Annotated in this window: 23 protein-coding genes and 2 pseudogenes; 9 read left to right on the top strand and 16 right to left on the bottom strand. The window is 67.0% G+C overall.

The features are described from left to right. Positions 1-11: 11 nt before the first annotated feature. From AC3WL8_RS12490 to AC3WL8_RS12480, 3 genes are read right to left on the bottom strand one after another with little or no spacing between them, the layout of a single operon-like run. Complete coding sequence (locus AC3WL8_RS12490; protein ID WP_211979995.1) at positions 12-650, bottom strand: LysE family translocator; 639 nt, start codon at positions 648-650, stop codon at positions 12-14. Further along, positions 650-1,363, bottom strand: coding sequence for an alanyl-tRNA editing protein (locus AC3WL8_RS12485; RefSeq protein WP_211979994.1), 714 nt, complete (start codon positions 1,361-1,363; stop codon positions 650-652). The genes AC3WL8_RS12490 and AC3WL8_RS12485 overlap by 1 nt, the downstream gene beginning before the upstream one ends. 34 nt (positions 1,364-1,397) lie before the next feature. Further along, entirely contained in the window at positions 1,398-2,075 is a 678-nt protein-coding gene (locus AC3WL8_RS12480; protein ID WP_013957452.1) for a VOC family protein, read from the bottom strand. A gap of 84 nt (positions 2,076-2,159) precedes the next feature. Here AC3WL8_RS12480 and AC3WL8_RS12475 point away from each other — a divergent pair, with 84 nt between their 5' ends. The 3 genes from AC3WL8_RS12475 (at position 2,160) to AC3WL8_RS12465 (ending at position 6,321) form a co-directional block, all read left to right on the top strand. After that, a complete protein-coding gene (locus AC3WL8_RS12475) occupies positions 2,160-3,710 on the top strand; it encodes an aminotransferase-like domain-containing protein (protein WP_211979993.1) in 1,551 nt (516 codons plus the stop codon). A 123-nt stretch (positions 3,711-3,833) separates the two neighbouring features. Next, positions 3,834-5,735 carry a molecular chaperone HtpG gene (gene htpG / locus AC3WL8_RS12470; RefSeq protein WP_013957450.1) on the top strand — a complete coding sequence of 634 codons (1,902 nt, stop codon included), beginning with the start codon at positions 3,834-3,836 and terminating at the stop codon, positions 5,733-5,735. A 73-nt stretch (positions 5,736-5,808) separates the two neighbouring features. Then, positions 5,809-6,321, top strand: a complete 513-nt coding sequence (locus AC3WL8_RS12465) for a DNA-deoxyinosine glycosylase (protein WP_153953657.1) — start codon at positions 5,809-5,811, stop codon at positions 6,319-6,321. An 18-nt stretch (positions 6,322-6,339) separates the two neighbouring features. Here the strand turns inward: AC3WL8_RS12465 and AC3WL8_RS12460 are convergent, their stop codons facing one another. The 4 genes and pseudogenes from AC3WL8_RS12460 to AC3WL8_RS12445 all read right to left on the bottom strand — a co-directional run bounded on the left by AC3WL8_RS12460 (position 6,340) and on the right by AC3WL8_RS12445 (position 8,747). Further along, entirely contained in the window at positions 6,340-7,128 is a 789-nt protein-coding gene (locus AC3WL8_RS12460; RefSeq protein ID WP_013957446.1) for a type IV pili methyl-accepting chemotaxis transducer N-terminal domain-containing protein, read from the bottom strand. A gap of 34 nt (positions 7,129-7,162) precedes the next feature. Continuing rightward, a pseudogene (locus AC3WL8_RS12455) lies at positions 7,163-7,498 on the bottom strand (chemotaxis protein); the annotation flags it as partial. Between the two features lie 103 nt (positions 7,499-7,601). Next, positions 7,602-8,402 (bottom strand): dienelactone hydrolase family protein, encoded by an 801-nt coding sequence (locus AC3WL8_RS12450; RefSeq protein WP_249221187.1) that lies wholly within the window; start codon positions 8,400-8,402, stop codon positions 7,602-7,604. Between the two features lie 111 nt (positions 8,403-8,513). Next, entirely contained in the window at positions 8,514-8,747 is a 234-nt protein-coding gene (locus AC3WL8_RS12445; protein WP_211979991.1) for a LysR substrate-binding domain-containing protein, read from the bottom strand. Positions 8,748-9,140: 393 nt separating this feature from the next. On the opposite strand from AC3WL8_RS12445, the gene AC3WL8_RS12440 reads away from it, so the two are divergent. Both AC3WL8_RS12440 and AC3WL8_RS12435 read left to right on the top strand, forming a co-directional pair. Next, positions 9,141-9,299, top strand: a complete 159-nt coding sequence (locus tag AC3WL8_RS12440; protein ID WP_211979990.1) for an alpha/beta fold hydrolase — start codon at positions 9,141-9,143, stop codon at positions 9,297-9,299. Positions 9,300-9,545: 246 nt separating this feature from the next. Then, complete coding sequence (locus AC3WL8_RS12435) at positions 9,546-9,983, top strand: universal stress protein (RefSeq protein WP_211979989.1); 438 nt, start codon at positions 9,546-9,548, stop codon at positions 9,981-9,983. A 43-nt stretch (positions 9,984-10,026) separates the two neighbouring features. Here AC3WL8_RS12435 and AC3WL8_RS12430 read toward each other — a convergent pair. The 3 genes and pseudogenes from AC3WL8_RS12430 to AC3WL8_RS12420 form a co-directional block, all read right to left on the bottom strand. After that, positions 10,027-10,829: pseudogene (locus tag AC3WL8_RS12430) on the bottom strand (YoaK family protein); the annotation flags it as partial. Positions 10,830-10,885: 56 nt separating this feature from the next. After that, the gene (locus AC3WL8_RS12425; RefSeq protein WP_211979988.1) at positions 10,886-11,758 is read right to left on the bottom strand and encodes a spermine/spermidine synthase domain-containing protein; all 873 of its coding nucleotides are present in this window, start codon (positions 11,756-11,758) and stop codon (positions 10,886-10,888) included. Beyond that, on the bottom strand, positions 11,755-12,021 hold the full coding sequence (locus AC3WL8_RS12420; RefSeq protein ID WP_249221186.1) for an HPr family phosphocarrier protein: 267 nt from the start codon (positions 12,019-12,021) through the stop codon (positions 11,755-11,757). Before AC3WL8_RS12420 ends, AC3WL8_RS12425 begins: the two co-directional genes overlap by 4 nt. 324 nt (positions 12,022-12,345) lie before the next feature. Here AC3WL8_RS12420 and AC3WL8_RS12415 point away from each other — a divergent pair, with 324 nt between their 5' ends. The 3 genes from AC3WL8_RS12415 (at position 12,346) to AC3WL8_RS12405 (ending at position 15,237) form a co-directional block, all read left to right on the top strand. Then, a complete protein-coding gene (locus tag AC3WL8_RS12415; RefSeq protein ID WP_211979986.1) occupies positions 12,346-13,482 on the top strand; it encodes a PLP-dependent cysteine synthase family protein in 1,137 nt (378 codons plus the stop codon). Between the two features lie 74 nt (positions 13,483-13,556). Continuing rightward, positions 13,557-14,309: a tetratricopeptide repeat protein gene (locus AC3WL8_RS12410; RefSeq protein WP_211979985.1), complete on the top strand. Its 753-nt coding sequence runs from the start codon at positions 13,557-13,559 to the stop codon at positions 14,307-14,309. 55 nt (positions 14,310-14,364) lie between these two features. Next, a complete protein-coding gene (locus AC3WL8_RS12405; protein WP_211982292.1) occupies positions 14,365-15,237 on the top strand; it encodes a class I SAM-dependent methyltransferase in 873 nt (290 codons plus the stop codon). Positions 15,238-15,289: 52 nt separating this feature from the next. On the opposite strand, the gene AC3WL8_RS12400 is transcribed toward AC3WL8_RS12405, so the two are convergent. Next, positions 15,290-16,921 (bottom strand): ABC transporter substrate-binding protein, encoded by a 1,632-nt coding sequence (locus AC3WL8_RS12400; RefSeq protein WP_211979984.1) that lies wholly within the window; start codon positions 16,919-16,921, stop codon positions 15,290-15,292. 137 nt (positions 16,922-17,058) lie between these two features. Here AC3WL8_RS12400 and trmB point away from each other — a divergent pair, with 137 nt between their 5' ends. Next, positions 17,059-17,745: a tRNA (guanine(46)-N(7))-methyltransferase TrmB gene (gene trmB, locus AC3WL8_RS12395; RefSeq protein WP_211979983.1), complete on the top strand. Its 687-nt coding sequence runs from the start codon at positions 17,059-17,061 to the stop codon at positions 17,743-17,745. Positions 17,746-17,811: 66 nt separating this feature from the next. On the opposite strand, the gene AC3WL8_RS12390 is transcribed toward trmB, so the two are convergent. From AC3WL8_RS12390 to AC3WL8_RS12370, 5 genes are all read right to left on the bottom strand, one after another. Beyond that, on the bottom strand, positions 17,812-19,014 hold the full coding sequence (locus AC3WL8_RS12390) for a DUF2863 family protein (protein WP_013957431.1): 1,203 nt from the start codon (positions 19,012-19,014) through the stop codon (positions 17,812-17,814). 105 nt (positions 19,015-19,119) lie between these two features. Next, the gene (locus tag AC3WL8_RS12385; protein WP_013957430.1) at positions 19,120-19,272 is read right to left on the bottom strand and encodes a hypothetical protein; all 153 of its coding nucleotides are present in this window, start codon (positions 19,270-19,272) and stop codon (positions 19,120-19,122) included. A 237-nt stretch (positions 19,273-19,509) separates the two neighbouring features. Continuing rightward, positions 19,510-22,215, bottom strand: coding sequence for an aconitate hydratase AcnA (gene acnA, locus AC3WL8_RS12380; protein ID WP_211979982.1), 2,706 nt, complete (start codon positions 22,213-22,215; stop codon positions 19,510-19,512). A 279-nt stretch (positions 22,216-22,494) separates the two neighbouring features. Next, positions 22,495-23,052, bottom strand: a complete 558-nt coding sequence (locus tag AC3WL8_RS12375) for a hypothetical protein (RefSeq protein ID WP_211979981.1) — start codon at positions 23,050-23,052, stop codon at positions 22,495-22,497. A gap of 165 nt (positions 23,053-23,217) precedes the next feature. Beyond that, positions 23,218-23,955, bottom strand: a 738-nt coding sequence (locus AC3WL8_RS12370) for a citrate/2-methylcitrate synthase (protein WP_492378321.1), incomplete at its 5' end; no start/stop codon positions are given.

Genomic DNA, 23,955 nt, shown 5'->3' with positions numbered 1-23,955 from the left:
ATCGCCGGGGGTCACTGCACGCCCGGGCTGGCACTGACCGCAATCCACAGCGCGGTCAGCGCCAGCGCCGCGCCCATGGCGCGGTTGAACCAGCGCACGCGCTGGCCTTGCTGCAGCCATTGCCGCAGCGATGCGCCCAGCACGCCGTACACGCCGTTGCTGACAAAGCCCAGCACGGCGAACACGCCGCACACCAGCAGCACGCGCTGCACCGGCGAGGGCGCGCCCGTCATGTAAGAGGCCGCGACCGCCAGCGCCAGCATCCACGCCTTGATGTTGGCGTACTGCAGCACCGCCGACTGCCACACGCTCAGCGGGCGCAGCACCTGCTTCTGCGCCAGCACCGTGCTGCGCGCGATCTTCCACGCCAGCCACAGCAGGTAGGTCACGCCGGCCAGGTGCACGCTGGCGGCCAGCGCGGGCTGGCCCAGGACCAGCGCGCCCACGCCCAGCGCGCACAGCGCCAGGATGCTGGCAAAGCCGAAGGCCACGCCCACGCAGTGCGGCAGCGTGGCGCGCAGCCCGAAGTTGGCGCCAGTGACCGCGGCGATGGCGGTGTTGGGCCCGGGCGTGAACAGGCCCACCGTCAGTAGGGTCAGCAGGGCCAGGAACTGCGCGGCCGTCAGGCCGGTGAGCAAGCCGGACGCCATCACGCGAACGCGACCACCACGCGCCGGTTGGTGCGGCTTTTCTTCTCAATCTTGGTCACCACCACCGCGCCGATCTCGCTGGTGTTGGCCACGTGCGTGCCGCCGCAGGGCTGGCGGTCCACGCCGGGGATCTCGATGATGCGGATGCTGGCCGTGCCCACCGGCGGCGCGGCGCCGATGGTGCGCACCAGCTCTGGCTGGGCGGCCAGTTCCTGCGGCGTGATCAGCGTGGTGCGCACCGCGGTGTTGGCGTGGATCAGCGCGTTCAGGCGCTCGGTCAGGTCGGCCTTGTCCAGGGTCGACTCCGGCAGGTCAAAGTCGACGCGCGCCGACTCCGGCGAGATGCCGCAGCCGGTCACCGGCGCCGGGATCAGCGAGCCCAGCAGGTGCAGGCAGGTATGCAGCCGCATCAGCTTGTGGCGGCGCGCCCAGTCGATGGTCACGGTGACGCGCTCGCCCACGCGCGGCAGCGGCGCATCCGGTGCGGGCACATGCAGGATGCGGCTGCGGTCGTCGGCGTAGACAGTGTCGACGATGGCCACCGAGCGCCCGTCGGCCAGCGCCAGCGTGGCGGTGTCGCCGGCCTGGCCGCCGCTGCGCGCGTAGCACACGGTTTCGTCGAGTTCGATCCCTTCGGCGCCGGCCGCCACCACGGTGGCGGTGCAGTGGTCGAGGTAGGGGGCTTCGTCGAAGCGCTTGCGGGTGGCGGACATCGGGGGTCTCCTGGTGGGCTTGTTCTGGGTGTGGCTAGCGCAGGATGCGGATGCCCTGCGCGGTTTCGATTTCGGCAATCAGTTCAGGCGGGCCGTCGGCCTGCTCGATGGCGATGAGGTGGTCGGCGCCCAGCCAGGCCAGTCCCTGGCGCAGCAGCTCGGCGCGCGGGTGGCGCCCGGACAGCCTGCGCAGCGCCAGGTCCTGCCGCGGCAGGCTGACGCCGGGGTAGCTGGCCACGTCCCACTGGATCAGGCTGGGCAGCAGGCCGTCGCCAGCGCTGTCGGCCTCGCCCGGCCAGGCGGGCAGGCTGCCGTCCTCGGGCACGGTGATGCGCCAGTGCAGGCCGCCGCGGGTCATCGGGATGACCGGGGCGATGCGCTCCGGGTACTGCGCCTGCCACCGGCCAAGGTCGGCGGGGCGTTCCGCGCGCGCGGCCCAGTGCAGCAGGAACGGGCCGTCGCGCAGGCGCTGCTGCACGGCCTCGGTGTCCAGGCCGAACCAGCGCGGGCGTGCCGGCGCGGCGGCGGCCGGATCGACCGCGATCACTTCTAGGTAGACGCCGCCGAACATGCCCAGCACGCGGTTGTGCGTGGCCATGGCCGCGTGCGCACCGCCGCCCTGGGGCGCAATGCCCAGCAGGCCGGCAATGTAGTCCGTGCCGGCGGCCAGGTCGGGCGCGGCGATGACGAGGTGATCGAGGGCGAGCTTCATCGTGGCTTGATGGTAGACAAGGTAGTCGGTACAGTACCGGTACAGTTGAGCGGATCGTATTCAGTACAGTTGCAGGAGCAGCACATGGATGCCAACGGCAGGGATGGCGACGCGGGCAGCGAGACTGCCACCGTCGCCCGTCAGAAGGATAGTGGAGGCGACGCCAAAAGCACATCGGGGCATGCCTCCGGCCGCGCGCTGCGGCTGGTGGTGCCGCCCACCGAGCGCTTCCCGGATCCGATCCCTTCGGCGCAGATGACGCTGGTCGAGCAGCTGACCGAATGGGCCCGCATGCGCATCGACGAGCGCGTGTTCCGCGCCGGCATGCGCATGCCGTCGATCCGGCAGCTGGCGCAGGAGAAGGGCATCTCGCGCTTTACCGTGGTCGAGGCCTATGAGCGGCTGGTGGCGCTGGGCTACCTGGAATCGCGCCGCGGCTCCGGCTTCTACGTGCGCGAGCGCGCCCCGGCCGCGCCCGCGGCGCCGGTGTCCGGCGGCGTGGCGGTGGCGCGCAATATCGACGTGACCTGGCTGCTGCGCAGCATGTTCCATACCGCCGAGGCGCACAAAGCGCCCGGGCTGGGCTTCCTGCCCAATGACTGGCTCGACGGCGAACTGATTGCCAGCGCGCTGCGCGGGCTGGGCCGCCAGCCCGGCAACCATTTCCTGGCCAGCGGCACGCCGCAGGGCTTCCTGCCGCTGCGCCAGCAGCTGCGCACCCGGCTGGAAGAACTGGAGATCGGTGCCAGCGCCGAGCAGATCGTGCTGACTTCGGGCATCACCCAGGCCCTGGACCTGATTGCGCGGCTCTACCTGCAGCCCGGCGACACGGTGCTGGTGGGCGACCCGGCCTGGTTCGTGATGTTCGGCCGCTTTGCCGCGCAGGGCGCCCAGGTGATCGGCGTGCCCTACACCGCCGAGGGGCCGGACCTGGAGGCGCTGGAGCGCATCGTGCAGGCACGGCGGCCCAAGCTGTTCGTGATCAACTCGGTGCTGCACAATCCCACCGGCACCTCGCTGTCGGCGGCCAAGGCCTTCCAGCTGCTGCGCCTGGCCGAGCAGTACGACTTCCTGATCGTCGAGGACGACATCTACTGTGACCTGTGCCCGCCCGGCCACGCCGCCACCCGGCTGGCCAGCCTGGACCAACTGCGCCGGGTGATCTACCTGGGCAGCTTTTCCAAGACCCTGGCGGCCAACCTGCGCGTGGGCTTTATCGCCGCGCACCCGGAGATGGCGTCGGCGCTGACCGACAGCAAGCTGCTGGCGGGGCTGGCCACGCCTGAGATCAACGAGCGCGTGCTGTACAAGGTGCTGACGGAGGGCCACTACCGCAAGCATGTGGAGCGCGTGCGCACCCGGCTGGACCGCGCCCGCAACGAGACCCGGCGCGAGCTGGAGCGGCTGGGCCTGCGTCTCTTTCCCGGCCAGCACGCCGGCATGTACCTGTGGGCCGATACCGGCCGCGACACCAACGCGATCGCCACCGCGGGGCATGAAGAAGGCTACCTGTTCGCTCCGGGCAGCCTGTTCTCGCCGTCGCAGATGCCGTCGGGCTGGATGCGCTTCAACGTTGCCAGCAGCGGCCACCCGGACATGCTGGCCTTCCTGGCGCGCCAGCTCGAACGCCTGTAAGTCACATCCCGGCAGCACCCGGGCCTTGAAAAATGGCCCGGGCGGCCCTATGTCTGGCGGCACCGGCCACATGACCGTGGTCACACCCACTTTCAAGATTCGCCTGTTTCCAAGAGGAGAACCATGACCGCACCGCACGAGACGATGAGCTTCCAGGCGGAAGTGAAGCAACTGCTGCACCTGATGATCCACTCGCTGTACAGCAACAAGGAAATTTTCCTGCGCGAGCTGGTCTCGAATGCTTCGGACGCCACCGACAAGCTGCGCTTCGAGGCGATCGCGAACCCGTCCCTGCTGGAGAACGACGCCGACCTGGCGATCCGCATCGAGGCCGACGCCAAGGCGCGCACGCTGACGATCACCGACAACGGCATCGGCATGAGCCGCGACGAGGCCATCCGCAACCTCGGCACCATCGCCCGCTCGGGCACCAAGGAATTCTTCCAGCAATTGTCCGGCGACCAGCAGAAAGACGCCGCGCTGATCGGCCAGTTCGGCGTGGGCTTCTACTCGGCCTTTATCGTCGCTGACAAGGTCACGGTGGAAACGCGCCGCGCCGGCTTGGGCGCCGAAGACGCAGTGCGCTGGGAAAGCACCGGCGACGGCGAGTTCACCATCGATGCCATAGCCCGCACCGAGCGCGGCACCACCATCACGCTGCACCTGCGCGAGGGCGAGGACGACTTCCTCTCGGCCTGGCGCCTGAAGGGCATCATCCAGAAGTATTCGGACCATATCTCGCTGCCGATCCGCATGCCCAAGGAGGTGTGGGACGCAGAATCCAGCACCTACCAGCGCACCGCCGAGTGGGAAAGCGTGAACCAGGCGAGCGCGTTGTGGACGCGTGCCAAGTCCGACATCACCGACGAGCAGTACACCGCCTTCTACCAGCACATCGCGCACGACAACGAGGCGCCGCTGGCCTGGACCCACAACCGCGTGGAAGGCCGCAGCGAATACACCCAGCTGCTGTATATCCCGGCGCGCGCCCCGTTCGACCTGTGGGACCGCAACCACAAGGCCGGCCTGAAGCTGTACGTCAAGCGCGTCTTCATCATGGACGACGCCGACCAGCTGCTGCCGGGCTACCTGCGCTGGGTCAAGGGCGTGGTCGATTCCGCCGACCTGCCGCTGAACGTATCGCGCGAACTGCTGCAGGAAAGCCGCGACGTCAAGGCCATCCGCGAGGGCTGCACCAAGCGCGTGCTGTCGATGCTGGAAACGCTGGCCGACAGTGAAGAAGAAGCCGAGCGCGCCAAGTACACCACCTTCTGGCAGCAGTTCGGCCAGGCGCTCAAGGAGGGCATCGGCGAAGACCAGGCCAACCTGGAGCGCGTGGCGAAGCTGCTGCGCTTTGCCTCCACGCACAACGACACCGCCGAGCAGAATGTGGCGCTGGCCGCCTACGTCGGCCGCATGAAGGAAGGCCAGGACAAGATCTACTACGTCACGGCCGATACCTGGTCCGCCGCGAAGAACAGCCCGCACCTGGAAGTGTTCCGCAAGAAGGGGATCGAAGTGGTGCTGCTGACCGACCGCGTCGACGAATGGATGCTGTCGTTCCTGCGCGAGTTCGACGGCAAGGAACTGGTGTCGGTCGCGCGCGGCGACCTGGACCTGGGCAAGCTCGCCGACGAAGCCGAGAAGGCCGAGCAGGAAAAGGCCGAGGCCGACTGGAAGGACGTGGTCGAACGCGCCAAGGGCGTGCTCGACGGCAAGGCCAAGGACGTGCGCGTGACGCTGCGCCTGACCGCGTCGGCCTCGTGCCTGGTCTCTGACGAAGGCGACATGAGCGGCTATCTGCAGCGCCTGCTCAAGCAGGCCGGCCAGAAGGCGCCGGACGCCCAGCCGATCCTGGAACTGAACCCGGAACACGCGCTGGTGCAGAAACTGCGCGATCTCCCCGAGGGCGATGCCTTCAGCGACCGCGTGCAGGTGCTGTTCGACCAGGCGCTGCTGGCCGAAGGCGGCATGCTGGACGATCCGGCTGCATATGTGCAGCGCGTCAACAAGCTGCTGGCCTGACGCCCCGGCTGCCCTCGCCGCGTAGGCGGCGGGGGATTCCCATCTCAATGTGTTGTAACGGAGCGCGTGACCGATGACGCTGAAGCGGTGCTTCCCGCCTGTCGTTGACGCCGGCACGCGCATCCTCATTCTTGGCAGCCTGCCGGGCGAGGCGTCACTGGCGCAAAGCCAGTATTACGCGCATCGGCAGAATCAGTTCTGGCGCCTGACCGGCGATGTTCTGGGTGAAGACCTGGTCCACATGGACTATGCCGCGCGGCTGCAAACGCTTCTGGCGCATCACGTCGGTCTGTGGGACGTGGTGGCGCAAGCGAAGCGTGAGGGCAGCCTGGACAGCAACATCCGGGATCACGCCGGCAACGACCTGGCGAGCCTGATCGAATCACTACCCAGGCTGGCTGTCATCGCCTTCAATGGCGGCACTGCTGCGCGTATCGGTTTGAAGGTACTCGGGCAGCATGACGACCATCACCGGACCATCAAGCTTCCATCCAGTAGTCCCGCTCATACCTTGTCCTACCCGGAAAAGCTGCGCGCCTGGCAGGCATTGCAGGCGTGGCTGTCTGTAAAGCAGCATCTGGCATAGCTCGTTCACGCACCCACGTTACCTGGGCATCCCTTCATACATGCCGGTGACGTCATCCATCACCTGAAGAATACGCTCGCTGGTCGTGGCGATGTTTCTCAACTGTTCCGCGCGACTGACCCCGGTCTGGTTGAGTGCCTCTTCAAAGAACAGCCACTGAGAGCCGGCAAGCAGCAGTTCGCGACGGATTGCCTCGGTGTTTTGCGGCGCCGAGGTGAGGAGCTCCTGCGCGGCTGCGAATTCCCTGGTAGCCGTGTCCAGATCCTGCGCCATCTGGGGGGAGGTAATTCCCCAGGCGCGGAACATGCTGATCTTGGCGATTCTCTGCGAGAGCATCCGCTGGCGGCCGGCAACGTTGATCAGCTTGCCCGTCGCGGTGCCAGAATGTTTCTCGAGCAGGAGGGTTCCCTGTTGCGCAAGCTTCAGCACGTCCTCGCTCATTCTTGCGATGGTTTTCGCGCTATCGGGATTCGGATCGCCGCCGGACAGCAACTGTCTATAGGGAATCCATGTCTGCTCGAGCCTGGCGTAGGTGTCCTTGATATCAGGCGTGGGCGCGAACGCCTTCAGCTCCATGAGTTGCTTGTCGAAGAGCGCCGCGGACTGTTCGAGAATCTTCTTTGAACGTTCGACTTCAACGCCGAGGCCTGCCTGGCAGTAAGCCTTGGCCATGCGCTGAGACAGCATGCGCTGGCGGCCCGCCTTGTTGATCGCCGCGTTGATCGTCAGCGTTTCGGCGGAAGCGGTCCCGGCCAGGGACAGGACGCTGCAGACAATCAGGCAGAAGGAACAGAGGTAACGTTTCAAGGGCGTCTCCGCATCAAACTCTGGTTGGCCCCGGCTCGAACATTGACGGGCGCTTGCGTGCGATATCGAGCGCGGCAGTGTCCCCCCGCGAAGCGAGCAGCATCTGGAGGACGATCCGTTGCGACAGCATGCGCTGCCTTCCGGAAAGGTTGACCGATGCGCCGATGGTTTCGGCGGACATCTCGGTCTCGGGTGACTGAGTAGAGAGAGCGTTCATGCCATGCCTTGCAGGTAGTGTCGACGCAGACGCGCACCGCGCTGACCGGCAAAGCCAAAGCGCCCCGAAGCGCGATGCCTGCGAACCGGTTGTCCGGTTCGTGGTCCATTCGCTTCGGGGCGTCGTTGCCCGGGATGCTCCTTTTCGGAGCATGTCATCGCGGCTTGCCAATCTGTTTCAAGGCCGCCGTTGGCCTGTGTGTCCTCTACGCAATATCTATGCCATAGCTCACGCTGGTTGCGCCCGGAGCAACTGTCTACGGCGCCATCAGGCGCTGCCGGAAAAAGGTTTGCGTCCGCGCGATGGCATCTTCGGCGGCAGCGGGATCCTGACCGACGATGTGCCCGGCGAAGGCATGGGGCGGACGGCTCGTGTCAAAGCCATGTACGGCGCCGCGGTACACGATCATCTCGACCGTATGGTCGTGCTTCATAACGATATCGCGCCAGCGTTCGCAGCGCGCGGCGGGCGTCCAGTCGTCGGCGTCGCCGATCAGGATTAGTGTGTCGGTGAGCAGGACGGAGCGGGGCATCTCGCAGCCTGGGTAGAACGCCACGGCGGCGGCGAAGGGGTGGGTGACCTCGACTCCGGCATCGCTGGCGAGCACGCTCTTGAGCACAGTCCAGCCACCGTGCGAGAAGCCAATGACGCCGATGCGGCTCCCCACCACGTCCGGCCGCGCGCGCAGGTAAGCGGCGGCGCCCAGTGCATCTTGCGCGCGCAGCTCGGGGGGGACGTCCCGGCCATGGTTGCATACCGTCCTGAGGTTGCGCGGGCCAAAGCTGTCCACCAGCAGTACCACATAGCCCCACGAGGCCAGCCGGCGTGCCCAGGTCCGGTAGTGCGGGCTGACGCCATCGCAGCCGTGCAGCGCGACGACCGCGGGAAACGGGCCGGCGCCCTCGGGCCGGTACAGTTCTGCCGTGGCGCGGCTTCCCGGGCTTCCTACCGTCGCCGCGTTGAATGCGAGCGGACCGGAGGGCTGAGGCATCGTCTGTGCACAAGCAGCACACAATGCAGCCAGCAGGCACGATAGCAACCGCTTGAAGTCACGCATGGCGGGGCATGAAGAGGGATGGTGCATAGGATGCTAGCTCAGTCAGCGCAGCCACACACATCAGGAAATCCGCTTAGCCCGGCGCGAGACTCGCGCGTATGCCGACCGGCATTAGGCCTTCAGGCTTCCTTCGGCGGCACCTGCCTCGTGCTGCTGCAACAGCCAGTCGCGAAACACCTTCAGCGCCCGCATCTGTGCCGACGCCGGCGGATACACCAGGCCCTTCGGATGTTGCCAGGCTGTGTCGGAAAGGCGCTCCAGCTTGCCGACCGCCAGCAGGTCCCCGGTCATGTAGGAGGGCAGCAGCGCCACGCCCATCCCCGCCACGGTGGCGTTCAACGCCATCGACATCACCTCGTAGCGCGGCCCTTCGTGGCCCGGGGCTGGCTTTGATGCCTTGCCGTGCGAACCAGCCTTCCCATGCGTCGGACAGCGTCAGGTGCTGGATCAGCGCCGACCGCGGCGTGCCGGCGTCGATCGCCTGGCCATGCGCGGCCACCCATGACGGCGCCGCATAGGGCGACAACCGCAGCGGCACCACGAAATCGTTATGCAGGCCCGGCCGCTGGCCGTCGCCGAACTCCAGCGAGGCATCCACGGACGCGGTGCTGAAGTCCACCGGACCCACGCGCGTGCGCAGGTGCGGGCGTTGCTCGGGCGTCCGGACGCATCGGCGCTGCTGCCGGCCATTACCTGCCCGACGGCCGCCAGGATCACTGGAACCCGCTGGACAGCCACGTGGACATGCGCGAGCGGATCCCGGCGGCGCGGCTTGAAGTGATCGAGGATGCGGGGCACATGATCACCATGGAAGCGCCGCAAGCGGTGGTCGAGGCTGTCGCCGCATGGCTGACGGAGGATTGCGCAACGATCCGGCGCGACCCTGGTCGGGCCTGACGCGGCCCGCAGCCAGCCAACGGCTTCGCAAATCGCTGGTATTGAATCCACCCGTGCGCATGTGACGCATGCCGGATTGCCGTGGGCCATGGCGCACCTATACTGGAGTCGAGCGACGAATCATTCGAAACCGGAGGTATCGGTCGCTCCCTGTGCGCCTTGCGGGGCTCGCACTTTCGGACGCATGGCGACGACGCATCGGAAGTGAGCGCCTTAGCCGGCAACTATGCAGGCAAGGAGGCAATCATGTTCAAGCATCTCCTGCTGGCGGTCGATGGCTCCGACCTGTCTGAATCGGCATTCCGCAAGGCCCTGATCCTGGCGCGGGAAATGGGGGCGCGTACCACCGCGGTGCGGGTCTGTCCGAACTACCACGTGCTGACCTACCAGGTCGAGATGCTGGAGGGCACGCGCGAAACCTACGTGAAGCAAGCCTGGGAAGAAGCAACCCGCTACCTGCGCGGACTGGCCGACGAAGCCGGCGCCGCAGGCGTGCCCTGTGAAACGGCATACGTCGTCAACGACCATCCCTACGAGGCCATCATCAAGACGGCCGAGGAGATGGGCTGCGACCTGATCGTGATGGCTTCGCACGGGCGGCGCGGGGTCCAGGGCATGCTGATCGGCAGCGAAACCCTGAAGGTGCTGACGCACAGCAAGATTCCGGTGCTGGTGTACCGCTAGACGGCGCCTAGCGCCGCCGGTGTAGCGCGCCCGCCTGCACGCGTTGCCGCGTCCGCGCCGCCAGGCGCGGCAGTGAGCCTGTGCGCCAGCGGCTGCGCAGGTCGTCGGTCAGCGGCACTGCGATCAGCGCCAGCAGCACGGCCAGCGGCAGCGTGGCGCTGAAACCCAGGTGCTTGAACCCCAGCGCGCCGGCGACGCCGCCGGCAAAGAACAGCGTGACCAGCACCACCAGCAGGCGCTGCACCGGTCGGCGAGCACGCGGGGCAGGGGGCGCGCTTGTGTGCTTGATGGCGTGCGTGCCGGCGCGGCTGCGTTCCAGTAGCACAGCTTACCCAGCTCGATGCCGATATCGGTAACCATGCCAGTGAGGTGGGTGGTGCGGATCTCGGCGTTCGAGGGCTTGGTGATCATGGCATTCTGCAGCCCCATGATGAAGCACAGCAGCATCACCGTGGCTGGCACGAACAGCCACTGGTGCTGCCCCAGGGTTGCCGCCGATCAGGCCTAAGCACAGCAGCAGTCCCGCTTCCAGCGCCAGCGGCAGCGCGTATTCACTGTGCAGCCGCTCGCGCCGCCCCCAGTTGACCAGCACCGCCGAGCACGCAGCGCCGCCGAGAAACGACAGCAGCGCCCCGACCCCGTCCAGCACCAGCGCGAAGCTGCCCAGCGCCAGGTTGTCGGCCATGGCTGAGACCACGCCGGACATATGCGAGGTGTATTGCTGCACGGCCAGGAAGCCGCCGGCATTGATGGCGCCTGCGACAAAGCAGGGTAGCCGGCCAGGTGCCGGTTGGCGTGGGGGCTGCGCCGCTTCCCAGTCAGTTTGCGCAGGTACAGGATCGGCATGGCGATGGGGCGGCGTCTGGCGGATTGGAAAGGGAGGCGGAGGACCTGCGTTGCCGCTACAGGGCGTGCCGGGGCGGCCGGGCAAGGGCGTGCCAGGCGTCGGGGTCGGCGGCAACTGCCTCGCCGCGCTTCATGCGGCGGGCAGTCGGTGTCAGCTTCAGCGCATGCACGGCTTCCAGCACCCGTGCGCGTGCCAGGAGCGTCTGCAGCGACGGCAGCCGGGGCTGGCCTTTCCAGGCAAACAACGTGTAGTTGCAGCTGTCCTCGGCGCGCGCGACCGACATCGAGACCCCGAACACGGCGCGCACCGCGTCCAGGTAGTGCGGCATGCCACGGTCGCTTGCCAGGAAGTTGGCGACCAGCACGCCGTCGTCGGCCAGCCTCGCGTGGCAGGCCGCGTAGAAGCCGGCAGAGCCAAGCTGCAGCGGCATGCCGTCAGCCAGGAAGCCGTCGACGAGGATGACCTCGGGGCGCGCTTCCCGGCCCCTGACGTACTCGGCGCCATCGGCGCAGACCACCTGCAGGCGGACATCGTCGGGCGGAATGCGGAAGCGCTCGCGCAGTGCGATCACCGCTGGGTCGATCTCGACAGCAACCACCCGCGTGGCAGGCAGGTGCCGGTAGCAATACTTGACCAGCGAGCCTCCGCCGAGCCCGATCACCGAAATCCGTGCCGGCGACGGATGCAGCAGCAGGAATCCCATCATGGTGCGCGTATAGCCCAGCACCAGCCGGTCGGGATCGCGCCGCGACATGAAGCTCTGCGTGGCCAGCACGTCGAAGTGCAGCGACAGGGCGGTCTCGGTCTCCAGCACCACGGGCGTGCCGTCACGCGGGGCTTCGGCCAGGAACCGCATATAGGAGTCAAAGGACGTGCGGCCGCTATCCGCGGCGATGCCAGTGCCGGCGTCCGGTTTGCGTTCGCTCATGGCTGGCCGTTCCCTGGTCCGAATATTCGTGCGATGGCCCAGACCGCGGCGACTTCGTCCGGGTCGTCGGCCTGGATGCGCAGCACGGTGCCTGGCGGCGTGCGCAGGCGCATGACGGCCATCACGTCATGCGCATCGGCCGAGCCGGAGTCCGTGACCAGCACGATGCGGTTGGCATAGCGGCCGGCCACCAGGCTCACGCGCGCCGAGCCACGCCCCTGGAAACCCTTGCCGGCGGCGATGTTGAGGGTGGCCTCGATCACGGCAGCCTTGCGCAATGCAGGACCCGGGGAGCGGGACCGGTCGGCTGGCTGGGGCGGGCAAGGTGGCGGGTGCTCCCGGGTATCGCGGACATCGGGGACATCTGTTGCAGTCACATATGATGTTAGTCCTATTATCATATCCCAGCACCCGCGCCGGTGGCTGCATCCGGACAGGAAATGCCATGCCTGGTCCCGCGGTTGTGGAGAAACCGCCCTTTGCGGGTTGTGCCAGGCCGCCTGCCCATCCCGGAAACTGGATTTGTGGCGTGCGCTTCTGGCATCCTGACGGTCTGTCCCGATGCCCGGCCTGCCCGGAACACTGCCATGCCACTTTCCGACTGGACCCATGAGGCCATCCGCAAGATCGATGCGGATTTCAACCGTTCCGCCGACACCCACCTGATCCCGCTGGAACTGCCGGGCTACCCTGACATCCGCGTCTATTTCAAGGACGAGTCCAGTCATCCGACCGGCAGCCTCAAGCACCGGCTGGCGCGGTCGCTGTTCCTGTACGCGCTGTGCAACGGCTGGCTGCATGAGGGCAGCACGGTGGTGGAGGCATCCAGCGGCTCGACGGCAATCTCCGAGGCTTACTTTGCGCGGCTGCTCGGGCTGCCGTTCGTGGCGGTGATCCCGGCGGGCACCTCGCGCGCCAAGATCGAGGCGATCGAGTTCTACGGCGGGCACTGCCACCTAGTGGACAGCCCGTCCGAGATCTACGCCGCCTCGCGCCACATCGCGCAGGAGACGGGCGGGCATTTCATGGACCAGTTCACCTACGCCGAGCGCGCCACCGACTGGCGCGCCAACAACAATATCGCCGAGTCGATCTTCAAGCAGATGGCGCAGGAAGAGCATGCGGTGCCGGCCTGGCTGGTATCGAGCGGCGGCACCGGCGGCACCATCGCCACGCTGGGGCGCTATGTGGCCTATCGCCGCCACCAGACCCGCGTGTTGTGCGCGGACCCGGAGAACTCGGTGTTCTTCGACTACTTCCGCAGCTGCCTGGAGGGCAAGCCGCAGCCGGAGCTGTCCCTGGCGGAGGGCTCGCGCATCGAAGGCATCGGCCGGCCGCGCGTGGAGCATTCGTTTATCCCGACCTGCATCGACGCCATGCTGAAGGTGCCGGATGCGCTCTCGTTCGCGGCCATGCGCTACCTGGCCGGGCGCTTCGGGCGCCGCGTGGGCGGGTCCACCGGCACCAATTTCGTCGGCGTGCTGTACCTGGCCCAGCAGATGCACGCGGCGGGTGAGGGCGGCGCCATCGTCAGCCTGCTGTGCGACAGCGGCGAGCGCTACGGCAACACCTATTACGACGATGCCTGGTACAGCGCACAGGGCATTGCCATCGAGGCGGCCGATGCGCTGGTGGCGCGTGCGGTCAATGGCGAGGCCGTGCTGACGCCGCAGGCGGTGGCGGGGCTGCAGTCGGCCGGCGCCGGCATTGCGGCGGGCGGCTGAAACCCGGCGCCCTGCCTTTCTGTCACAATGCCGGCGGCCGGCGTGCCGGCCATTGATTCAAAGGTGAATTCCCTATGCGTATCTTCGGCATCAGCATCCATATCATCGTCGCACTGTTCTTTGCGGTGCACGCGGTGCGCACGCACCAGAACATGTACTGGCTGCTGATCCTGTTCCTGTTCCCGGGGCTGGGCAGCGTGGTGTATTTCTTCGCGATCTACCTGCCCGCGCTGCGCCAGTCGCGCGGCGCGCGTGCGGCCACGCGTGCCATCACGCAACTGGTCGATCCGAACCGCGCGGTGCGCGAGGCCCGCTCAGACTTTGACCGCGCCCCGACGGTGGCGCACCGCATGCGCCTGGGCGCCGCGCTGCTGGCGGCCGGGCAGCCGTCGGAAGCCCTGCAGCACTACCAGGCAGCGGCCAACGGACCGTTTGCGACCGATCCGGCGCTACTGCAGGGACTGGCACAGGCGCAGTTCGCCACCAACGATGCCGCCGGCGCGCTGGCAACGCTGGAGAAGCTGTTCGCCGCCAATCCGCAGTCGCGCCAGCAGCCCGATCCGGCCCTGCTGTTTGCGCGCGCGCTGGCGGCCACCGGTGCATCCGGCACGCGGGCCGCGTTCGAGCAGGCGCTGACCAGCGCCAGCGATGCCGCGCCGCGCTGCCTCTTTGCCGACTGGCTGGCGGCGCAGCCCGACGCCGCCGACCGCGAACGCGCGCAGCAACTCTATGCCGATATCGTCCACGACGCCCGCCACTGGCCGCGCCACGCCCGCGAACACAACCGCGAATGGCTGCAGCGCGCACAGTCGGCGCTGGGCAAGTAATCCGCGTTTGTCCCCATCCATGCTGGAACGGGTGCTGAACGCCTTTCTCGACAACATGACCCTACTGAAACGCAAATCGATTGAAGCCGTGGCCTCGCGCCGTCCGGCACGTGGCACCCGCAGCCGTGGCGAGGCGCCGGCACGCGAAGAAAAGCGCATGACGCCGCGCTTCGCGCCGGTGACCTTCTCGGAAATGGAAGGGGTGCGCTACCTGCACTTCGGCACCGAGTGGGTGCAGGGCGCGATGCGCCTGCGCAAGCCCGATGCGATCGAGCTGGAATACGCGCAGCAGATGATGGCCTGGCTGCTGTTCCTGTCGCCTTCCGTTGAAGAATTCCACGTGGTCCAGCTTGGCTTGGGAGCCGCGGCGCTGACCAAGTTCTGCCACCGCCAGTTCAGCCAAGCGCGCGTGACTGCGGTGGAGCTGAACCCCGCGGTGATCATCGCCGGGCGCAGCATGTTCGGCCTGCGCGAGGACGATGCGCGCCTGACCGTGCGCGAGCAGGATGCCTGGGACTACGTCATGGACGGCACCCACGCCAGCGCCATCGACGTGCTGCAGGTGGACCTGTACGACGCCACCGCGCGCGGCCCGGTGCTGGACACCACCGCGTTCTACCGAGCCTGCCGCCGCACGCTGAAGGCACCCGGGGTGATGACCATCAACCTGTTCGGCGACCACGACAGCTTTCCGAAGAATATCGAACGCATCTGCGATGCCTTTGACAACCGCGTGCTGGTGTTCCCGGAAGTGCATGACGGCAACATCATCGCGATGGCCTTCAACGGGCCGGATATTGATGTGTCGTGGGAAGCGCTGGAGGGGCGTGCCGAGGTGGTGGAAAAGACCACCGGCCTGCCGGCGCGCGACTGGGTGCAGAAACTGCGCGCGGCGAATGTGCGGCAGGAAGAGCAGTTGAAGATCTGAGGAACTGCCGCTCTCCCGCTGCGCGGGAGAGCGGCTGCAGGCAGCGCCGCACTCACTCCTTGTGGAAGAACTGCGCCAGCGACCACTCGTCGGTGCGCGCCTCGTACTTCAGTCCCTTCTTCATCGCCCACATCGCCAGCTGGCTGTGCGACGGAATGATCGCGTGGTCGGCCAGCGCAAATTTGGCCGCGATGCGGGCATTCTCTTCGCGGGCCTTGTCGCTGCTGACGGTGGTCAGCGACTTCTCGATCAGCTGGTCCAGTTGGGGGTTGCTGTACTTGCCCCAGTTCCAGGTGCCATAGCCGGTCTTGGGGTTGGGCGTGCCGGTAATCGAGCGCAGTGCCACGTCAGCCGCGGCCGAACCCCAGCCCAGCATCTGGAAGGCGAACTCGCCCTGGCGTGCGCGCGTGAAGTAGGCCGCCACCGGCAACGTCTCCACCTTGGTCTGGATGCCGATGCGCGTCAGCATGCTGGCGGTGGCCTGCGCCACCGCGGCGTCGTTCAGGTAACGGTTGTTGGTGGCGTGCAGCGTCAGGCCGAAGCCATCGGGGTAGCCTGCGGCGGCCAGCAGCTTTTTCGCGCCTTCCGGGTCATAGGCTTCAGGCTTGGTGCCGGGATGCCCGAAGATCTGAGGCGAGACGATCGACGAGGCCGGCACCGCCAGCCCTTCCATGATGCGGCTGACGATGGCGTCGCGGTTCAGCGACTTGCTGATTGCGGCGCGCACGCGCGCATCCTTGAACGGGTTCTTGCCCAGCGGCTTGCCGGCCTTGTCGGTGACAAAGGGCGGGTTGTCGCGCGACTGCTCCATTTGCCAGAAGATGGTGCGCCACGACACCTGCTGCTCGATCTTGAACTTCGGGTTCTGCTTTAGCTTGGCGACGTCGGCCGACGGTACGCTCTCGATCACGTCGACATCGCCAGCCAGCAGCGCGGACGAACGCGCGCCGTTGTCAGTGATGATGCGGAAGATGGCGCGGTCCCACTCGGGCTTGGGGCCCCAGTAGTTGGGGTTGCGCTCCATCACGATTTCCTGCCCGCGCGCAAAGCGCACGAACTTGAACGGGCCGGTGCCGATCATGACTTTGCCCGAATCAAAGTCCGCCTGCGTCAGCGTGGCGGCGACCTTCTTCGGCATGATCGGCACGCTGTTCAGGTCGTTGGCCAGGTTGGCGTAATTGGGCACGCTCATGGTCAGGCGCACCGTCAGCGGGTCGGGCGTGTCGATGCGCGCGATCGGCTTGGTGTAGCTGGTGAACGAGCCCGGGCTGTTGACCAGCTTCTCCGGGCGCTCCAGCGAGGCCTTGACGTCCTCGCTGGTAAAGGGCGAGCCGTCGTGCCACTTCACGTTGGGGCGCAGCTTGATCTCCCAGGTGATGGCGTTGACCGGCTTCCACGACAGCGCCAGGCCGGGGATGTAGCGCGCATTCTTGTCCATGAACACCAGCGACTCGAACACATGCAGCGCGATGGCGTTGTTGGGGCCGGAATTGTTCCAGTGCGGGTCCATCGAGGTCACGTCGGCCGCCAGGCCGATGCGCAGGTCTTCGGCGTGGGCGGCTCCCGCCGGCAGCAGCGTGAAGGCGGCGCTGGCCAGCACCAGCGCGGTGGCGGCATGGAGCACGGCGCGGCGGGCAGGGCGGCGGGGCGGACGTTGCGGCGGCAGGGCGTGGGTCGGTGTCATCTGGCTGGCTCCTCGTACGGGTCCGCGCGGGCGCGGCCGGGTTCTCAGGCGGGTTTGTCCCGCATTGTGCCGCTAAAGTGGCTTGGTTGCAGCCTTTGGCGCGGGCTGCCAAGCCGATGCGGGGCGGCGCCGTTAGAATGGCGCCCATGTTTGCCAATTCCCGCACCATTGTCTCGGCCCAGTCCGATGTCCACGAACACCTGGCCGCGCGCGTCGCGCGCCACCTGGCCGAGCCGTTCCGCAAGCCCATCGGCGAAGCCAGCCGGCGCGAGCTCGGCGCGGCGCTGCAAAGCTGGCAGCAGGCCGGCGGCGCGCCGCTGATCCTGGATGCGGGCTGCGGCGTGGGCGAAAGCACGCTGCGGCTGGCGACGGCGTTCCCGGACCACTTCGTGATCGGCATCGACCAGTCCGAGAAGCGCCTGGCCGCCGGCAAGGACTGGTGGGGCGAGGCGCCGATGCCCGCCAACTTCTGCTGGGCGCGGGCCGACCTGGTCGATGCCTGGCGCCTGCTGCAGGCCGAGGCCGTGCCGGTGGCGCGCCACTACGTGCTGTACCCGAACCCGTGGCCCAAGATCGGCCACCTGGGGCGGCGCTGGCAGGGCCATGCGGTGTTCCCGGCGCTGGCTGCCTGCGGCGACTACTTGGAGTGCCGCAGCAACTGGCGCATCTATATCGATGAGTTTGTCCAGGCGCTGGCGCTGGTCGGGCGCCCGGCGCAGGTAGAGGCGTGGGCGCCGGCGCAGCCGATGACGCCGTTCGAGCGCAAGTACGGCGCATCGGGCCATGGCTTGTGGCGCTGCGTCAGCGAGCGCAAGCCCGCCTGAGCGGCTCGCCAATGAGAAACGGCCCGCGCATGCGGGCCGTCTTTTTGCCTGGCGCAGCCGGATGCGTCAGTGGAACAGCGGCTGCTGCGTCGGCGCGTCCTCGGGCAGTTCGGCGTGCACGATCTCGCCGTTGCGGTCCGCGTACAGCGGCGTGCCGCAGTCCTCGCAGTATTCCGGATCGAACAGCGCGGCGTGGCGGAAGATGTCTTCCACGCCGGCGTTGCGCAGTTCCTCGCAGATCTGCTCGAGCGGGTTGCCCTTTTCGTCGGCATCGACCTCGCCGGCTTCGCGGCCGTAGACCGGCCACACAATGCCGTAGATCACATCCTTCTCGCCGCGCATGGTGAAGCCCACGCGGTATTCCTCGACCACTTCCTCGCCGAAGGCAGCCACCACGGCGGCCAGCTGGCCGGCGGAGATGTCGAGGGTGCCGCACAGGTAGTTGACCGCGGCGCGCACGGTCAGCGGGCGGATGCTCTTGTCGGACTCGCGGCAGGACAGGAAGAAGGCGTCAGGCAGCAGCAGCTCGAACTCGCAGCCCGGCAGCAGCAGCGCCACCGACGGCTGCACCTGGGTGCGCCATTGGTCGAGGCAGGTCGAGCGCTCGGCGTGGTGATCCTTGGCGTCTTCCTGCCAGCGGAACAGCGCCTGCTCGTGCGGGGCCACCACCACGGCCAGCAGGTAGCGCGGATCGGCCAGGATCGGCGCGGTCTCGGGCAGGTCGCGCAGGTCGACCTTGGGTACCGTGCCGGCCAGGGCGGCCGCGGCCAGCTTGTGCGTGAGCGCAAAGGTGTCGCTGTGCGTGCGTGGCAGCTGGTCGATGCTGTAGAGGTAGGGCGACAGCGAGACCTTGGTGCCGGTGGCCAGCACATGTGCCTGCAGGTGCACCGCCAGCGTCTGCGCCAGCTCCGGCTTGAGCGAGCCGGAGGGAATCGCGTAGCGCGTGTGCGCCAGGATCGGGGCGGCAATCAGCAGCGCGTCATAGCGCTGGCCGTCGACCTCGATGGTGGCGGATTCGGCGAGCGTCTCGGCCTGCTCGGCCAGTACGTCGGAGGCGTCTGCATTGTGCTTGAACAGGTGTTCCAGCGCCGCGTCGAGCGCGGTCTGGCTCCCGTTCTTCAGCAGGCGGCCCAGGCGCTGCGAGAGCCGCCGTTCCCAGTACGCGTCCTCCATGCGGCTGCCCGAAGCGTCGAGGGCGAGCGCATCGGCCACCAGACGCTCGGCGTCAGGGGAGAGTCGTGGGGAAGCCTTGGGGCGAAAACCTGCCATAGAAAGAAACCGTCCGTTTATGCGTAAAACGGTATTCTACTCGTTGCGTTGACACGCAGGCCGCTATATGCGTGCAGCCTGTGCGGACGCGCCCGGGCGTGCGGCTTATTTCTGGGCCGGAGCGGCGCCAGGGGCCGCGGGCGCGTGGCTCTCGACGCTGTGCGACTCGCCGGACATGGAAACGTCGCTGCCGCCCTTGGTCAGCAGGTAGAGGGCCGCGCCGGCAACCACGACGAATGCGATAAGGATCTTAACCATGGTGTCTCCTGATTCTGGATGATGCCGGGCGGACCCGGCTTCCGGTCGTGCGACCGCTGTTCTTGTGGAACACAGTGTGGCAGTACTGGCTTGCGTGGAACTTACACTCGCCCGACTTCGTTCGGGGTGATGCAAGGGGCGCAGGACACCAATGAAAAACGCCGCCTGCCTGGGCCTCGCAACGGGGCCAGGCAGGCGGCGTCAGCCTTGGCAGGCTGCGGGCGCCTCAGGTGGATCTCAGGCGGCCAGCAGCTGGCGCAACACGAACGGCAGGATGCCGCCGTGGTTGTAGTAGTCGACCTCGATCGGCGTATCGATGCGCAGCAGCACCGGCACGCGCTGCTCGTCGCCATTGGCTCGACGGATCACCAGCACCACGTCCTGCTGCGGCTTCAGGTCGCCCTCGATCCCTTCAATGTCGAAGGTCTCGTTGCCGGTGATGCCCAGCGTCTGCGCACTGTCATTGCCCTTGAACTGCAGCGGCAGCACGCCCATGCCGACCAGGTTGGAGCGGTGGATGCGCTCGAAGCTGCGTGCCACCACGGCCTTCACGCCCAGCAGCTGCGTGCCCTTGGCGGCCCAGTCGCGCGACGAGCCAGTGCCGTACTCTTCGCCGCCAAACACCACCGTGGGCGTGCCCTCGGCAACGTACTTCATGGCGGCATCGTAGATCGACATTTCGTCGCCAGTGGGCTGGTGCAGCGTGATGCCGCCTTCCACGCGCGAGCCGTCGGCCTTGGGCGGGATCATCAGGTTCTTGATGCGCACGTTGGCGAAGGTGCCGCGCATCATGACTTCATGGTTGCCGCGGCGCGAACCGTAGCTGTTGAAGTCGGCCTTCAGCACGCCGTGCGACAGCAGGTATTTGCCCGCGGGCGAGGTGTCCTTGATCGAACCGGCCGGAGAGATGTGGTCGGTCGTCACCGAATCCCCGAAGATGCCCAGCGCACGCGCCCCGCGCACGCTGGCGCTGGTGGCGGCGGGCTGCATGCTGAAGTCCTGGAAGAAGGGCGGCTCGGCGATGTACGTCGACTTGGGCCAGTCGTACACCTGGCCCTTGGTGCCCTTGATGCCGGCCCACAGCTTGCTCGGCTTCTTGACCTGTTCGTAGTTGCCCTTGAAGGTCTTGGCATCCATCGCGTACTTCATCAGTGCGTGGATTTCTTCCGAGGTCGGCCAGATATCGCCCAGGTAGATGTCGCGGCCCTTCTTGCCCTTGCCCACGGGCTCGGTCATCAGGTCGCGCGTGACATTGCCGGCGATGGCGTAGGCCACCACCAGCGGCGGCGAGGCCAGGAAGTTGGCGCGGATGTTCGGGTGGATGCGGGCTTCGAAATTGCGGTTGCCCGACAGCACGGCAGCGGCCACGAGGTCGTTCTTGGTGATGGCCTCGTTCAGCTCGGGCGTCAGGTCGCCGGCGTTGCCGATGCAGGTGGTGCAGCCATAGGCGGTCACGCCGAAGCCCAGCTTTTCCAGGTAGGGAAGCAGGCCGGCGGCCGTCAGGTATTCCGTCACCACGCGGCTGCCCGGGGCCAGCGAGGTCTTGATGTGCGGCGCCACTGTCAGGCCGGCTTCCACCGCCTTCTTGGCCAGCAGGCCGGCGCCCAGCAGCACGCTCGGGTTGGAGGTGTTGGTGCAGGACGTGATCGCGGCGATCAGCACGTCGCCGTTCTTCACCTCGAGGCCGTCGGTGGTGGTGTAGGCGCGGTCTAGGTCGGCCGCCTCCTTGTTGAAGCCGTTCTCGGCCACCGGCTTGCTGAACAGCGAGGCGAAGGTGCTCTTGACGTTGCCGATCTCGATGCGGTCCTGCGGGCGCTTCGGGCCCGCCAGCGACGGCGCCACCGTGCCCAGGTCCAGCGTCACCACCTTGCTGTAGTCGATCTCGCCGGCCTTGGGAATGCCGAACATCTTCTGTGCGCGGAAATAGCCCTCGAACGCGGCGATTTCCTCTTCGGTGCGGCCGGTGCCCTTGAAGTAGTCGATGGTCTTCTCGTCCACCGGGAAGAAGCCCATGGTGGCGCCGTATTCCGGCGCCATGTTGCCGATGGTGGCGCGGTCGGGCAGGGCCAGGCTAGCGGTGCCTTCGCCGAAGAACTCGACGAACTTGCCAACGACCTTTTCCTTGCGCAGCATCTCGGTGATGGTCAGCACCAGGTCGGTGGCGGTGACGCCTTCGCGCAGGCGGCCCTTCAGTTCCACGCCAACCACGTCCGGCGTCAGGAAATAGACCGGCTGGCCCAGCATGCCGGCCTCGGCCTCGATGCCGCCGACGCCCCAGCCCACCACGCCGATGCCGTTGATCATAGTGGTGTGCGAGTCAGTGCCGACCAGAGTGTCCGGGTAGTAGACGCCGTCTTTCTTGTGCACGCCACGGGCCAGGTATTCCAGGTTGACCTGATGCACGATGCCGAAGCCCGGCTGCACCACGCCGAAGGTATCGAACGCCTGCATGCCCCACTTCATGAACTGGTAGCGCTCGTTGTTGCGTTGGAATTCCAGCTGCATGTTCAGGTCCAGCGCCTTCTTTTCGCGGAAATGGTCGACCTGCACCGAGTGGTCGACCACCAGGTCCACCGGCACCAGCGGCTCGATCTTCTTGGGGTTCTTGCCCATCTTCTCGGCGACGTTGCGCATCGCGGCCAGGTCGGCCAGCAGCGGCACGCCGGTAAAGTCCTGCAAGACCACGCGGGCCACCACGAAGGGAATCTCGTCGACGCGCTCGGCGTTCGGCTTCCAGCTGGCCAGTTGCCTGACGTGCTCTTCGGTGACCTTCTTGCCGTCGCAGTTGCGCAGCACCGATTCCAGCACCACGCGGATCGACACCGGCAGGCGCCCGATTGCCACGTCCAGCTCCTCGCCCAACTGGGGCAGGGAGTAATACTGGCCCTTGCCGGAAGAGCCGATCTTGAATTCTTTTAGCGTGTTCTTGAGGTTGTGGGGCATTGCCGTACTCCGATCGAAGGATGATGCGATGGCATTTGGCTCGGACCTGAATCAAGACCCCGGTGCGCTGCCGCGGCATTTGACCGCGGTCCGAGGCCGGCAGCGCACTGCAACTGCATACTCTAACCGCCGCGCGGCTTTGGCGCCACCCGGCTCGGCATCCCGCTGGCCGCAACGACACCGGCCCCACAGCATGCCCGCCCGGGATTGACCGCCCGGCAAGGCAAAAAAGGGCGCTGGCGGCCGGAATTCAGCGGCCGCCAGCGCCCCGGTACGGACTTACTGCTTGGGCGCTGCGGATTGCTGGACGCCTTCCGGCACCTGCGTCGGGCCGCCCGGGGGCGTGACCAGCAGCGGGGTGGTGGCCGGGGCGCGCAGGCCGCCGGCCTGGGTCGGGGCTGCGGCGCCGGCCTGCATGGCGGCGCTCTGGCAGTCGTCGGCCAGGCGCTGGCCCAGGTTCTTGTTGAACAGCATGGCCTTGCTCGGGATCACCACCAGGTCCAGGCCGGTGCGGGCGTCGTAGTAGCGGTCGGCGCCGGTCACCGTGGGCTGGCGCGGCAGCTTGTAGTCGCGGCCTTGCCAGTGCACGGTCAGGACCTCGTCGCGCAGCATGTCGCCGGCGATATACAGGTTGTTGCCCAGTTCACACTGCCATTTTTCGCCGTTCGGCGTGACCGCGGCAGCAGCGCCGGCCGCCGCGGCGGTCCCGGCAGCTGCCTTCTTCTTGCTCGAAGCCTTCTTGGTGGTGGTCTTCTTGGCAGGTTCCTGTGCCATCACGGCGGTCGCGGTGGTCAGGCTGAATGCGCCGATGCAGGCGGCAAGGACAAGATGTTTCATTTTGTGAGTGCCTTTCGGATACTGAAATCGGTTTATGTTTCATTCGCCGCCGTCAAATCGGGCGGCGCCGGGACAAATTCCGCCGCTATTCTCTACGATTTGCCCAGGGCGGCGTAGTGCTCTGGTCTTTGGTTACATTATCGAAGGGGGCTAGTTGGCCCGGCTTCACTTGCGCTTGCCAATCGGCACAAACTTCAGGTTTTCCGGGCCAGTGTAGTTGGCACTCGGGCGGATGATCTTGTTGTCGATGCGCTGCTCGATAATGTGCGCGGCCCAGCCCGAGGTACGCGCGATCACAAACAGCGGCGTGAACATCGCTGTCGGCACGCCCATCATGTGGTAGCTCACCGCGCTGAACCAGTCCAGGTTCGGGAACATCTTCTTGATGTCCCACATCACCGTTTCCAGGCGCTCGGCGATGTCGAACATCTTCATCGAGCCGGCATCCTTCGACAGCTTCTTCGCCACTTCCTTGATCACCTGGTTGCGCGGGTCGCCGGTGGTGTACACCGGGTGGCCGAAGCCGATCACGACTTCCTTGTTCTCGACGCGGCGGGTGATGTCGGCCTGGGCCTCATCCGGGTTGTCGTAGCGCTTCTGGATCTCGAACGCGACCTCGTTGGCGCCGCCGTGCTTGGGGCCGCGCAGCGCGCCGATGGCGCCGCTGATCGACGAATACATGTCCGAACCCGTGCCGGCGATCACGCGGGCGGCGAAGGTCGAGGCGTTGAACTCGTGCTCGGCGTACAGGTTCAGCGAGGTGTTCATGGCGCGCTCCCACAGTGCCGACGGCTTCTCGCCGTGCAGCAGGTGCAGGAAATGGCCGCCGATGGAGTCATCGTCGGTTTCCACCTCGATACGGCGGCCGTTGTGGCTGTAGTGATACCAGTACAGCAGCATCGA

It is taken from the genome of Cupriavidus sp. FW305-F7 (assembly GCF_058782875.1).
This window is presented reverse-complemented; position numbering and strand designations above follow the sequence as displayed.

Bases quoted from the DNA above. Each gene is read 5' to 3' on its own strand.
- AC3WL8_RS12490 (WP_211979995.1), bottom strand. From the start codon at position 650: ATGGCGTCCGGCTTGCTCACCGGCCTGACGGCCGCGCAGTTCCTGGCC.
- AC3WL8_RS12485 (WP_211979994.1), bottom strand. From the start codon at position 1,363: ATGTCCGCCACCCGCAAGCGCTTCGACGAAGCCCCCTACCTCGACCAC.
- AC3WL8_RS12480 (WP_013957452.1), bottom strand. From the start codon at position 2,075: ATGAAGCTCGCCCTCGATCACCTCGTCATCGCCGCGCCCGACCTGGCC.
- AC3WL8_RS12475 (WP_211979993.1), top strand. From the start codon at position 2,160: ATGGATGCCAACGGCAGGGATGGCGACGCGGGCAGCGAGACTGCCACC.
- htpG (WP_013957450.1), top strand. From the start codon at position 3,834: ATGACCGCACCGCACGAGACGATGAGCTTCCAGGCGGAAGTGAAGCAA.
- AC3WL8_RS12465 (WP_153953657.1), top strand. From the start codon at position 5,809: ATGACGCTGAAGCGGTGCTTCCCGCCTGTCGTTGACGCCGGCACGCGC.
- AC3WL8_RS12450 (WP_249221187.1), bottom strand. From the start codon at position 8,402: ATGCGTGACTTCAAGCGGTTGCTATCGTGCCTGCTGGCTGCATTGTGT.
- AC3WL8_RS12445 (WP_211979991.1), bottom strand. From the start codon at position 8,747: ATGGCGTTGAACGCCACCGTGGCGGGGATGGGCGTGGCGCTGCTGCCC.
- AC3WL8_RS12435 (WP_211979989.1), top strand. From the start codon at position 9,546: ATGTTCAAGCATCTCCTGCTGGCGGTCGATGGCTCCGACCTGTCTGAA.
- AC3WL8_RS12425 (WP_211979988.1), bottom strand. From the start codon at position 11,758: ATGAGCGAACGCAAACCGGACGCCGGCACTGGCATCGCCGCGGATAGC.
- AC3WL8_RS12415 (WP_211979986.1), top strand. From the start codon at position 12,346: ATGCCACTTTCCGACTGGACCCATGAGGCCATCCGCAAGATCGATGCG.
- AC3WL8_RS12410 (WP_211979985.1), top strand. From the start codon at position 13,557: ATGCGTATCTTCGGCATCAGCATCCATATCATCGTCGCACTGTTCTTT.
- AC3WL8_RS12405 (WP_211982292.1), top strand. From the start codon at position 14,365: ATGACCCTACTGAAACGCAAATCGATTGAAGCCGTGGCCTCGCGCCGT.
- AC3WL8_RS12400 (WP_211979984.1), bottom strand. From the start codon at position 16,921: ATGACACCGACCCACGCCCTGCCGCCGCAACGTCCGCCCCGCCGCCCT.
- trmB (WP_211979983.1), top strand. From the start codon at position 17,059: ATGGCGCCCATGTTTGCCAATTCCCGCACCATTGTCTCGGCCCAGTCC.
- AC3WL8_RS12390 (WP_013957431.1), bottom strand. From the start codon at position 19,014: ATGGCAGGTTTTCGCCCCAAGGCTTCCCCACGACTCTCCCCTGACGCC.
- AC3WL8_RS12385 (WP_013957430.1), bottom strand. From the start codon at position 19,272: ATGGTTAAGATCCTTATCGCATTCGTCGTGGTTGCCGGCGCGGCCCTC.
- acnA (WP_211979982.1), bottom strand. From the start codon at position 22,215: ATGCCCCACAACCTCAAGAACACGCTAAAAGAATTCAAGATCGGCTCT.
- AC3WL8_RS12375 (WP_211979981.1), bottom strand. From the start codon at position 23,052: ATGAAACATCTTGTCCTTGCCGCCTGCATCGGCGCATTCAGCCTGACC.